Genomic DNA, 12425 nt, shown 5'->3' on the forward strand with positions numbered 1-12425 from the left:
TTTGTGATTGCACAAGCGAAATTATATTCGACTTGCGTTAATTTTCATGCCTAAAAAAATTTAAATTCACCTTTGAGGAGATATATTGTGTCAGATTTGTTTAACCAATTTTCTCGCCGTAAATTTATCTTAACAGCTGGAGCATCGGCAAGTGCGGTGTTTCTCAAAGGCTGTTTAGGCAACCCTCCAGAAAATCTGACTGGTGGTAATTCCTCAGCTGCGCCAACTGCTCAAACTGTTGCCAATATCAGTCCAGAACAAGCGCCAGAAACTAATACAGTCAAATTGGGATATATTCCGATTGTTGAAGCTGCACCGTTAATTATTGCTCAAGAAAAAGGCTTTTTTGCTAAATATGGTATGACCAAGGTAGATTTGGCAAAACAAGCTTCTTGGGGTTCAGCGCGAGATAACGTAGAAATTGGTTCGGCTGGTGGTGGTATTGATGGCGGACAATGGCAAATGCCAATGCCACATTTAATTACAGAAGGTTTAATTACTAAAGGGAATCAAAAAATCCCGATGTATGTGTTGGCGCAGTTAGTGACACATGGTAACGGAATTGCGATCGCCAATAAACATAACGGTAAAATTAGCCTGGAAGTTGCTAATGCTAAGGCTTTATTCAAAGAACTCAAATCCTCCACACCTTTTACTGCTGCATTCACTTTCCCCCACGTTAACCAAGATTTTTGGATTCGCTACTGGTTAGCAGCTGGTGGTTTAGACCCAGATGCAGATGTCAAACTACTGACTGTACCTTCGGCGCAAACTGTCGCCAACATGAAAACCGGGACAATGGATGCGTTCAGCACCGGAGATCCTTGGCCTTACAGAATTGTCACAGATAAAATCGGCTTTGTAGCTGCATTAACCGCAGAGATTTGGAAGAATCACCCTGAAGAATACTTGGCGATGCGGGCTGACTGGGTTGATAAAAATCCCAAAGCCACCAAAGCATTGTTAAAAGGCATTATGGAAGCGCAGCAATGGTTGGATAACTTTGACAACCGCAAAGAAGCCGCCCAAATTCTCGCTGCTAGAAATTATTTCAACTTACCTTCAGCAGAAATTCTGGCAGATCCCTTCCAAGGTAAATATGACATGGGTGATGGTCGCAAAATAGACGATAAATCAATGGCTGCTTATTACTGGAAAGATGGAAAAGGTAGCGTGTCTTATCCCTATAAGAGTCATGATTTGTGGTTCATAACTGAGAGTGTTCGCTGGGGTTTCTTGCCAAAAGATTACATCACCAATAATGCAGCTAAAGCGAAAGAACTCATTAATAAAGTTAACCGCGAAGATATTTGGAAAGAAGCTGCAAAAGAAGCGGGAATTGCTACGGCGGATATTCCCACAAGTACATCTCGCGGTGTAGAAGAATTTTTTGATGGAGTTAAATTTGATCCCGAAAAACCAGAAGCATATCTCAAGAGTCTGAAGATTAAGAAAATGAGTGTTTAGTCATTGGTCATTAGTCAATGGTCAATAGATATTAATCAGCAGTTTATTATTCATTCAAGGGAAACGGAATTTATGACTTTAGCCCAAAAAAGAGCAGCTAGTCCAAGGTTAGATAACAGTTTTATTTCACAGATACAGAAACAAATTCCGAATCTTGTACCGCCTGCGATCGCACTTTTAATATTTCTCGTAGTTTGGCAATTATTTGCTTGGATTCCTGGCGCAACATTACCAGGGCCAATTCAAGTCATCCAGGATACCTGGATTTTAATTTTGTATCCTTTTTATGACAAAGGCGGTATCGACAAAGGACTGTTTTGGCAGATTTTAGCTAGTTTGCAACGGGTCGCCATTAGTTACACTTTAGCGGCAATTGTGGGTATTGGCGTAGGTGTTTTGATTGGTGTGAATCAAACCATGTCTAAGGCTTTAGACCCACTATTTCAACTACTCAGAACTGTCCCTCCTCTGGCTTGGGTTCCCATTTCTTTAGCAGCACTGCGTCAAAACGAACCAGCCGCATTATTCGTAATTTTCATCACCGCAATTTGGCCAATTTTAATTAACACTGCGGTCGGTGTTACCCAAATTCCCCAAGATTACAACAACGTTGCCAAAGTTCTGCAACTCAGCCGCAAAGAATACTTCCTCAACATTTTGATTCCCTCTGCTTTACCTTACATTTTCACTGGCTTAAGAATTGCGATCGGTTTGGCTTGGTTAGCGATTATCGCGGCAGAAATCGTTATGTCTGGGATTGTCGGTATCGGCTTCTTTATCTGGGATGCTTACCAAAATAACAACGTCAGTGAAGTAATTTTGGCGCTAGTTTATATCGGTGTCGTTGGTTTACTTCTCGATAAATTCATGGCTTGGTTACAAAACCTGATTTTACCAGCAGAACAAAAGTAAGAAGGCAGGAGGCAGAGGGCAGGAGGCAGGAGGAAAGAATAATTTATTCCTCTATCTCTCCCTCTCCCTAATCATCACTCTCTATTTCACATTTCATACTTCACACTTCATACTTTAAAGCCATGTCAGTATTCGTTGCTGTTGATCAAATTGATAAGGTATTTAATTTAACTGGCGGCGGTCAATATATTGCTTTAAAAGGTATTGACCTGGAAATTAAAAAAGGCGAATTCATTTCTTTAATCGGTCACTCTGGTTGCGGTAAATCCACATTATTAAATATGATTGCGGGTTTGGATTTGCCCACTGAAGGTATTGTGACGCTACAAGGGCAGAAAATCACCAAACCAGGGCCAGACCGGATGGTGGTATTTCAAAATTATTCGTTATTGCCTTGGCGGACTGTGAGAGAAAATATTGCCTTGGCGGTAGACTCAGTGATGAATGGTTTACCCGCAGATGAACGCAAGGCGATTGTTGAAAAACATATAGATATGGTTGGTTTGCGTCCCCACGCCGACAAGCAACCAGGAATGTTATCTGGTGGACAAAAACAACGGGTGGCGATCGCACGGGCTTTGGCAATCCGTCCTAAACTATTACTGTTAGATGAACCCTTTGGTGCGTTGGATGCTCTAACACGGGGTAACTTACAAGAACAGTTAATGCAAATCTGCGAAGAAAATGAAGTCACAGCCGTAATGGTGACTCATGACGTAGATGAAGCAGTGCTGTTGTCTGACAGAATTGTCATGTTGACCAACGGCCCCGAATCGAAAATTGGCGACATCTTAGAAGTTGATATCCCCAGACCCCGCAAACGTATGGAAGTTGTGGAACATCCCAGCTACTACAGCTTGCGGAGTGAAATGATTTACTTCCTCAACCAGCAAAAACGCATTAAGAAATTGCGGGCGCGGAAAACAGCGGATGTTGCCCGTCATGGTTTAGAAAAAGTTAACTTAGAAATTGGCTTTTTACCCCTCACTGCTTGCGCCCCTCTAGCTGTAGCTAAAGAAAAAGGTTTCTTTGCCAAGCATGGCTTAGATGAAGTTAACTTAGTCCGGGAAACCAGCTGGCGGGGTATTGTTGACGGCATCACTGGCGGTTATTTAGATGCAGCCCAAATGCCTTCCGGGATGCCTATGTGGCTAACTTTGGGCGGTTATAAAAACCAACCTTTACCTGTAGTTACCGCCCTCACCATGACCCGCAACGGTAACGCCATCACCTTAGCCAAACGCTTTTATGATGAAGGTGTCCGCACCTTATCTGACTTCAAAAATTACTTACTCCGCACCCGCGAACAACGCCACACAATGGGCGTAGTCCATCCCGCCTCCATGCACAATATGTTGCTACGTTATTGGTTGGCGGCTGGTGGTATTGACCCAGATACGGATGTGGATATGCACATTATTCCACCCGCCCAGATGGTCGCTGACTTGCAAAACAAAAGTATTGACGGTTATTGCGTCGGTGAACCTTGGAATTATCGCGCCGCCGTGGAAAATGTCGGCTTTACCATCGCCACAGACTTAGAAGTTTGGTTAGGACACCCCGGTAAAGTTCTCGGTGTGCGGGAAGATTGGGCAGAAAAGTATCCTAACACTCACATTGCCTTAACCAAAGCTTTGTTAGAAGCTTGCCAATACTGTGCAGATCCCCAAAACGTCGAAGAAGTTAGAAAAATTGTGGCGGGGAGAGATTACGTCAGCACTGATTTAGAGTACATCCAACTGGAAGACCCGGATAGCTTGGTTTGTGACATAGACCACCCCCTACGCGACTACGCCCATCACCAGTTTTACTCTGAGTCTGCAATTAACCGCCCCAGCCGCACAGAACAAATTTGGATTATGACTCAGTTGGCACGTTGGGGTGATGCTCCCTTCCCCAGAAATTGGGTAGAAGTTGTCGAACGAGTTTGTCGGGTGCGCGTTTTTAGTACCGCCGCCAGGGAATTAGGTTTAGATATCAGCTACACTCGCCAACCCATTCAATTATTTGATGGTACTCCCTTTAATGCTGATGATCCGATCGCCTATCTCAACAGCTTGGATATTAAACGCGACTTTTCTATTGCGGAAGTCATTCTTGATTCACCCACGAGAAGAGTTGCATAACTGACGGTTGAGTATTTGAGACTCATTAATGAGTCTTAAAACTCCTTTAATGAGTATTGGAACTTCATTAATGAATATCTAAACCTCATTAATAAGCTTCTGAACTCCATTAATGAGCTTCCGAACTTCATTAATGAATATTAAACACTCTATTAAAGAGTATCTGAACTTCATGAATAAAGCTTCAAAGTTCATTTACCAAGCTCAAAACTTCATTAATGAAGATAAAAGGCTCATTCGCGCATCTCAAAAATTCAACATCAAGTTCACGAACAAACCTAACCCCCCAACCCCCTTCCCTTTGAGGGAAGGGGGAGAAATCAAAGCCTCTCTCTTCGCAGGAGAGAAGTTTGGAGAGAGGTTTTCCTGATGCTATGAAAAGTCCAGTTCCAGCCAACACACTTCACACTTCACCCACCGCCATGCAAAACCGCAATTTGTCCACCGTCACCGACACCTCCAGAAGACCATTACCAACTCTGACCGACAATAGCAGACATTTTCTCGAAATCAGAGACGTTAGCAAAGTTTATCCCACCAAGAAAGGCCCCTTCACTGTGCTTGATGGTGTGAACCTCAACGTTAACCAGGGTGAATTTATTTGCGTCATTGGTCACTCTGGCTGCGGCAAATCTACGCTGCTAAATATGGTATCTGGTTTTAACTTTCCGACAACTGGGCAAGTGTTACTCGAAGGTCAACCCATCACCAAACCAGGCCCAGACCGGATGGTTGTGTTTCAAAACTATGCACTGTTACCTTGGCGGACTGCATTTGAAAATATTTACTTAGCAGTGAATGCAGTTTATCCCAACAAAATGGAAGCCGAGAAAAGGGCTATTGTGCGGGAAAACTTGGCAATGGTGGGGCTGGCTGACGCGATGGACAAAAAGCCCATGCAAATGTCTGGCGGTATGAGACAGCGAGTTTCTATTGCGCGGGCTTTGGCAATTCGCCCGAAAGTGCTAATTTTAGATGAACCTTTCGGGGCGTTAGATGCGATTACCAAAGAAGAATTACAAGAAGAATTGCTAAAAATTTGGAACGATAATCGCTGCACAGTGTTAATGATTACCCACGACATTGATGAAGCGCTGTTTTTAGCAGATAAATTAGTGATGATGACCAATGGCCCCCATGCCAAAATTGGCGAAGTCATGGAAATTCCCTTTTCTCGTCCCCGCGATCGCGCCCGCATCATGGAAGATCCACAATATTACAAGCTGCGTAACTATGCCTTAGACTTCCTCTTCAACCGTTTTGCCCATGATGATGTAGGTTAAGAAAATTTTTTCCACGACAAAGGTTAGCCTGATAGCAAAAGATAAAAGGTATAGTGATTTTACCTTTCTTCTTTTGCTTTATTTTTTACCCAGTTTCTACCGTCAAATACTATGTCTTCCGCATTTGATTCATCTTTAGCGAGTGCCAGAATTAATAAGTTTTGGGAACTATCTGCTACCTTTGGGCAGGAAGATAGTGCCAAAAATATCTATTTAAATGAGATTGTCAGCGATCGCTATACCCTGGTGAATGGGCTGCAAATACTCCGGGATGAATTACAATTTGCCGGGGCGAGTATTTCTGATTTAAAAGCTTGTGCAGCAGATTTGAGCTTGCCCAGTGTGATCACCACATTGGCCTATACTAACTGTGGCGATCGCATTCACCAAGGAGAGTCAACCAGAACCTATCGTGATATCATTGCTTCCCGGTTTGCTACTCTCTCAGAAATTGGCGAATTAAAAACAGAGACGTTTTTCCCCACAGGTGGTGGTACAGATGATGGTGCAACCTTAGCCCATGTAACCATTGCCCATCAATTAGATGAAACTTGGCGCACCCAAATTTATGCAGGTAATCCCCAGTCTTTTATCCTCGCGGCTATAGATTTAAAAACCCATGTCGGCCGGTTAGATTTAGAAGAACAACTCATCTACGGCAAAACCCAAGAATCTTTGTGGCGCGAACCTCGTGCAGCTTGTGGAGCAATTGTCGGCGCACTGACACACTTCAATCCCCGAAACATTGTCCATCAACGCCTACGCCGTGATTTAGGAGAAGAGAATTATGAGTTTCTCTCTACCCGCCAAATTGTCGCTGATGATGGTACAGATATTACAATGGCCGTTGCCGCAGCGATCGTGGCCATTCGTGGATTAGAAAAAACAGCGATCGCGTTAGGTAAAGAAATGGACGAAAGAGGTATGGCGCATCTCACCGCTACCACTACCGTCAATGTCCCCTTCCGTGATGACCCAGTAATTTATCTAGCCAGAGCAACAGTATTTAATGGCTTAATTCGCATCCAAGGTTTAGGCGCAGATGCAAGTAAATACAACGGTAAGATACTTCATCATCTGGGCGAAAAACATTTGCGGCTAATTTACGATGACCTCGATAACGATAACTTACCCATTGAAGAAATTCCCTATAGAACCCGGAAATCTGTTGTAGTAGTCCATGATTAATACCGTTTCACTTTAAGTTTGATACAAATAGACCGCAGGGAACAGGGGGCAGGGGGAAAGAATGAAAAACCCATAAATTTGTCTCATTTTTTTCGTGAAATGGTATAACAAGTGGAAACACTGTATTACAGATAGAGAGTGGAGAGAAGAAATAAGATATAGATAAAATAAATGTTTGAGTTCTAGTTTGCGTATAAGTCATATCATCTTTAAATTCAATAGAAATTAATAATTCAATCTGTATGTAAGGACAGTTAAGACATTTAAGAACTAATTATTTAAGCTATTTAAGATAAGTCAGCGGACAGTTAAGACATTTAAGAAAAAATGCAGCAGTTGGTATGTTACTGATACTGACAAATGCCAAAATAGACATCAATATTGCTACAATAAAACTGCGTTTTAACATAAGCTAACTATTCTATATATTTAGATACTTATAGCGTTTCCAACTTCGGTGCGGTACAAAATTACCCCTGAGCGATTGTATCCTTCAATTGTGCGATCGCACTAAATTCAATACTTTTTGGATAAAGGTTTAGTCAGCCTAGATTCAGATCCCTCCACCTGCGGCCATCCCCTTAAATTACTAATTTTTGAATAAATACTTAGATGCGGATGTTCTCATCTTGTGAACTATGGAAAAATTATCAACAGCCGATTAATAGGTATAAACTGCTTGTTCTAGACTATCCAGATAAATGCAGTAAACGCAGATAAATTTGTCTTTTACTAAAATAGCAAACACTATACAAAGTATTTTCACTGATAAATACTAGTAATTTTTAAAGTATTTACTTGAATTTCTTTCTTTAGACATAGTGATATTTTTTCACTATTAGCTTGAAATAATCATTATATTTACGAATGACGAAATATTTATAGTTTTTGGACAATAAAACACAACATTATCTTCTTGAAATCTTTAAAATGTTTACATACATCAACAATTTTGGACATCGGGAAAAAAACTATTCAATTAATAAGAATTTATTTTTAAATATCATCCTGGGGATAGTTTACGGTCAAGATAATCAGCATTATATCTCTCAAGGCAGCATCAAAAAATGTTTAAGAGTGGCAGTCGAAAAGCTACATGATCAAACAGTAGATATAAGATTACAGGGAATTCTAGAATTAGAAAGATTAGCAACTTATAATTGCCAACATCACGGGGAAATAATAGAAATTCTCGCCGCCTTTGTGCGGGAAAGCTCTCCTCATAAGGCTCACGAGGAGATTCACCCAGATATTCAAGCAGCTTTGAATGTGATTATTAGAAGAGACACTCAAAAATCTTTAGAATCGGCACAAATTGATTTAAGCTATACAGACTTAAGAGGAGCAAATCTCAGTGGCGCAAACCTTGCTGGTGCTAACCTCTATCAAGTTAATTTATCGGGAGCTAACCTCGCTGGTGCCAACCTCAGCGGTGCAATTTTAAGCGCAGCTAATTTATCTGAGGCTAATCTTGTTGGTACTAACCTTTCCGGAGCAATTATCAGTGCAGCTAATTTATCTCAAGCAAACCTAGCAAAAGCAAATTTGGTCAAGGCTAATTTTTATCTCGCCAATTTGTTTCAAACTAATCTGCAAGATGCCATCCTGGATGGAGCTAATTTCCGAGAGGCGAAATTTTCCGGATAAGAGATGATAAATGCTGAATATAGGAATGTTTTGTCGACATTACTATTAATTTACTGACACTCAAGCCTTTGTGCCGCTACTGATCAGGGTGAAAAAATAGTAAATATTAAGAAAATATTAATTATTAAATACTAAGTTGTCAAAATATCATTACAAAGACAACTTAAAGTCATGAAAGTACTATCAATAAAAATCCGTAACTGCATATTCAAAATTTTAGCGAAATGTTATACTCGTCCCAACCTCTAAGTAATAATTCTGTATTGTGAGGAATATTATTCCTATGTCTGCAAATAAGACAGACAAAATGTTGCGTTGGTTGATAGGTACGACAGTTATATTAGCGATCGCACTGAATATAATTGTTTTTGCTGCCTCCAATAAAAAAGAGTTATCAATTCCGCAGCAAATACAATATAGAACCCAAGCATTAACCACTACTGCCATCATGTTTTTAGGATTAGCAGTAATGATTAATGCTTATTATGCAGGTAAACGGACAGAGGCAATGCAGAAAAATGCGATCGCCTCGGAAAAGAATGTCGAACTGAGTATGCAAAATGCTCAAATTTCCCAAGATAGATTGATTGCAGACAGATTTATGGCTGCTATTACGCAGCTAGGTCATGAAAGAATCGAAACGCGCATCGGGGCAATTTATGTTTTAGAACGCATCGCCCAGGACTTTCCCAAAGAACATTGGACAATCATGGAAATCCTTGCGGCTTTTGTGCGGGAAAATACAGGTATTCCCACAGAAGCCGAACTCTTCAAAGAAGAAGATGCACAGCCGATATATTGGGGCAAACCAAAAAGCAGAGTGCTGACAACAAAGCACGGAGAACGCCACAACAGTGAAGAAGCACCTAAAATCCGTCGGGATGTGCAAGCCGCACTGACAATTATTGGGAGACGTAATTCGTTATTAGAATTAGAAAGTCAAAAATTAGATTTACGCAGCATCGATATTCGGCGAGCAGACTTACTAGGAGCCAATTTAGAAAGGGCAGATTTACGCGGTGCAGACCTTTCCGGCTCAGATTTGCGCGGTTCTAACCTCTCTGGAGTCAACCTCCACAATGCAAAACTGGTGCGGTCAATTCTTTATGAAACTAATTTACAAAAAGCCAACTTGCGAGAAGCCAACTTACAAGGGGCAAACTTGAATCGGGCTAATTTGCAAGGGGCAAACTTGCGTGCAGCAAATCTTCAAAGCGCAAGTCTGCGTACAGCCAACTTACAAGGGGCAAATTTGTATAAAGCTAATTTACAACAAGCAACATTAAAAGTTGCTGACCTTTCTGGTGCAAAGTTATTTTTGGCTAACTTACAAGGGGCAAAGTTGGGTAAAGCAAATTTGCATTTAGCTGGACTGATTGGCGCTAACCTACAAGGAGCGAACTTGAATGGTGCTAACTTGTCTGGGGCAAATTTAAACGCTGCCAAACTCCAGCAAACAGAAGTTTTCTTTGCCAACCTCACCGAAGCGAGTTTGACAGAAGCTGATTTATATCAAGCAAACCTGATGGGAGCCAACTTGAATAGAGCAGTTTTATATGAAGCTAACTTGTCTCAAGCCAACCTCATCGGCGCAAATTTATTTGGGACAAACCTGTGTGATGTCAAATTAGAAGGCGCAATTCTCACAGGGGTGAAAAATTTAGACTCACAACAGATTGGCATGGCAGTAGGCGATCGCACAACCCGTCTACCTGATGATGTCGAAGCCCCCACCCACTGGCGACAATCGAGTTAGAAGGCAGGAGGCAGGGGGCAGGAGGCAGGGGGCAGGGGGCAGGGGAAAATATATTACTCAGCACTTTCAAATCAGCGATTTATGAGAAAATCTTAAAGCCAAACATAAAAAACTCTTTCCCTTAGCCCCTACACCCCATTTTCACGACAGAGGTAATACCACCATTGGAAAAACTCTTAAAAATCTCAAAAATTATTGATACCTGTACTGAAGTTATCGGTCGATTTACCAGTTGGCTCATATTAGTCATGGTCATACTGGGGGTATGGAATGTTGTCGGGCGATATTTGGGGCGATTTACTGGTAGCAACCTCACCTCCAACGCTTATATCGAAGCTCAATGGTATATTTTTGATTTAGTTTTTTTGCTAGGAGCCGCTTACACTCTCAAGCACAACGAACACGTCCGTGTAGATATTTTTTATAGTAATTGGCAACGTCGGCGCAAAGCCATTGCAGATTTAGTAGGTACAATATTTTTCCTGATTCCCTTCTGCGTGATGGTGATAGTTTTTTCATGGGATACAATCATTGCTTCTTGGCAGATTCAGGAAAGTTCACCTGATCCTGGTGGTTTACCACGTTACCCAATCAAAGCGATGATTATTGTCGCCTTTGTATTGCTGATTTTTCAGGGAATTTCTCAGGCAATTAAAAACTGGGCAATTATCCAAGGCAGACTAGAAGCAGAGGAGGAACAACATGACACTGGCTTATGAGTGGCTAGGGCCAATAATGTTTGCGGGTGCTTTGGTGTTGTTATCCTTGGGATATCCTGTAGCATTTTCACTCGGTGGTGTGGCCATTGTATTTGGCTTATTGGGAATTAGCTTGGGTGTCTTTGACCCGATATTTCTCACTGCCATGCCACAGCGGATATTTGGCATTATGGCTAATTACACCCTTTTAGCTATCCCTTACTTTATCTTTCTAGGGTCAATGCTAGAGAAATCTGGCATAGCGGAACGGCTTTTAGAAACGATGGGGATTATGTTGGGACGGTTGCGTGGAGGACTAGCCTTAGCGGTGGTGTTGGTGGGAGCTTTGCTGGCGGCTACTACGGGTGTAGTTGCTGCCACAGTAGTAGCGATGGGTTTGATTTCCCTGCCAATTATGTTGCGCTACGGCTATAACAAACAATTAGCCACTGGTGTCATTGCGGCATCAGGTACTTTAGGGCAAATTATTCCGCCGAGTGTGGTTTTGGTAGTTTTAGGCGACCAACTTGGTGTGTCTGTAGGGAATTTATTTATTGGTTCGGTGATTCCCGGCTTGATGATGGCCAGTGCCTTTGCGCTTCATGTGCTAATTGTGGCATTTTTGCAGCCAGATGCCGCGCCAGCTTTACCAGCAGAAGTGCGGGAAATTGGCGGTAAAGCATTGGGGAAAAGGGTAATACAGGTGATGTTGCCGCCTTTGGTAGTGATTTTACTGGTGTTAGGAAGTATCTTTTTTGGTATTGCTACCCCGACAGAAGCCGGTGCCGTTGGTTGTGTAGGTGCGATCGCTTTGGCTGCTGCTAACGGTAATCTCACTTTATCATCTCTGCGTCAAGTCTGTGATACCACTTTGCGAATCACCAGTATGGTGGTGTTTATTTTATTTGGTTCTACAGCTTTCAGCTTAGTATTTCGGGGATTAAACGGCGATCAATTTATGTTTGATGTCCTCGCCAATCTTCCTGGTGGCAAAGTTGGCTTTTTAGCCGTCAGTATGATGGTGGTGTTTATCCTCGGTTTCTTTATTGACTTTTTTGAGATTGCCTTTATTGTCATACCTTTATTTGTGCCTGTTGCCCAGCAATTAGGCATCGATTTAGTTTGGTATGGTGTAGTGCTGGGAGCAAATCTGCAAACTTCGTTTTTAACACCACCTTTTGGCTTTGCTTTATTTTATCTCCGTGGTGTTGCACCCCCAGAAGTGACTACATCTGATATTTATCGCGGTGTAGTACCATTTATTCTGCTGCAATTGTTAGTTGTATTGTTAATTATTGTCTTCCCGCAAATTGTGAGTTTCTTACCTTCTTTGAGCAGTTAACATCCA

Annotated in this window: 9 protein-coding genes; all 9 read left to right on the forward strand. The window is 41.9% G+C overall.

All coding sequences use genetic code 11. The features are described 5' to 3' along the window. The first annotated feature begins 87 nt into the window (after window positions 1-87). The 9 genes from AC504W_RS25315 to AC504W_RS25355 all read left to right on the forward strand — a co-directional run bounded on the left by AC504W_RS25315 (window position 88) and on the right by AC504W_RS25355 (window position 12419). Window positions 88-1467 carry a CmpA/NrtA family ABC transporter substrate-binding protein gene (locus AC504W_RS25315; protein ID WP_494874986.1) on the forward strand — a complete coding sequence of 460 codons (1380 nt, stop codon included), beginning with the start codon at window positions 88-90 and terminating at the stop codon, window positions 1465-1467. Between the two features lie 72 nt (window positions 1468-1539). Then, window positions 1540-2379, forward strand: a complete 840-nt coding sequence (gene ntrB / locus AC504W_RS25320) for a nitrate ABC transporter permease (RefSeq protein WP_096581038.1) — start codon at window positions 1540-1542, stop codon at window positions 2377-2379. A gap of 122 nt (window positions 2380-2501) precedes the next feature. Continuing rightward, on the forward strand, window positions 2502-4505 hold the full coding sequence (locus AC504W_RS25325) for an ABC transporter ATP-binding/substrate-binding protein (RefSeq protein ID WP_494874987.1): 2004 nt from the start codon (window positions 2502-2504) through the stop codon (window positions 4503-4505). A gap of 422 nt (window positions 4506-4927) precedes the next feature. After that, on the forward strand, window positions 4928-5788 hold the full coding sequence (locus AC504W_RS25330) for a nitrate ABC transporter ATP-binding protein (protein WP_096585359.1): 861 nt from the start codon (window positions 4928-4930) through the stop codon (window positions 5786-5788). A 111-nt stretch (window positions 5789-5899) separates the two neighbouring features. After that, window positions 5900-6976 carry a hypothetical protein gene (locus AC504W_RS25335; RefSeq protein ID WP_494874988.1) on the forward strand — a complete coding sequence of 359 codons (1077 nt, stop codon included), beginning with the start codon at window positions 5900-5902 and terminating at the stop codon, window positions 6974-6976. A gap of 930 nt (window positions 6977-7906) precedes the next feature. Further along, a complete protein-coding gene (locus AC504W_RS25340; protein WP_494874989.1) occupies window positions 7907-8623 on the forward strand; it encodes a pentapeptide repeat-containing protein in 717 nt (238 codons plus the stop codon). 283 nt (window positions 8624-8906) lie between these two features. Further along, the gene (locus tag AC504W_RS25345; protein ID WP_494874990.1) at window positions 8907-10379 is read left to right on the forward strand and encodes a pentapeptide repeat-containing protein; all 1473 of its coding nucleotides are present in this window, start codon (window positions 8907-8909) and stop codon (window positions 10377-10379) included. 164 nt (window positions 10380-10543) lie between these two features. Beyond that, window positions 10544-11098 (forward strand): TRAP transporter small permease subunit, encoded by a 555-nt coding sequence (locus AC504W_RS25350; RefSeq protein ID WP_494874991.1) that lies wholly within the window; start codon window positions 10544-10546, stop codon window positions 11096-11098. Next, on the forward strand, window positions 11082-12419 hold the full coding sequence (locus AC504W_RS25355) for a TRAP transporter large permease (protein ID WP_494874992.1): 1338 nt from the start codon (window positions 11082-11084) through the stop codon (window positions 12417-12419). Before AC504W_RS25350 ends, AC504W_RS25355 begins: the two co-directional genes overlap by 17 nt. Window positions 12420-12425: the final 6 nt, after the last annotated feature.

The sequence above is a fragment of the Nostoc sp. C96 genome (assembly GCF_059384975.1).

Coding starts and splice junctions, on each gene's coding strand:
- AC504W_RS25330 (WP_096585359.1), top strand. CDS start 4,928: ATGCAAAACCGCAATTTGTCCACCGTCACCGACACCTCCAGAAGACCA.
- AC504W_RS25345 (WP_494874990.1), top strand. CDS start 8,907: ATGTCTGCAAATAAGACAGACAAAATGTTGCGTTGGTTGATAGGTACG.
- AC504W_RS25335 (WP_494874988.1), top strand. CDS start 5,900: ATGTCTTCCGCATTTGATTCATCTTTAGCGAGTGCCAGAATTAATAAG.
- AC504W_RS25325 (WP_494874987.1), top strand. CDS start 2,502: ATGTCAGTATTCGTTGCTGTTGATCAAATTGATAAGGTATTTAATTTA.
- ntrB (WP_096581038.1), top strand. CDS start 1,540: ATGACTTTAGCCCAAAAAAGAGCAGCTAGTCCAAGGTTAGATAACAGT.
- AC504W_RS25355 (WP_494874992.1), top strand. CDS start 11,082: ATGACACTGGCTTATGAGTGGCTAGGGCCAATAATGTTTGCGGGTGCT.
- AC504W_RS25340 (WP_494874989.1), top strand. CDS start 7,907: ATGTTTACATACATCAACAATTTTGGACATCGGGAAAAAAACTATTCA.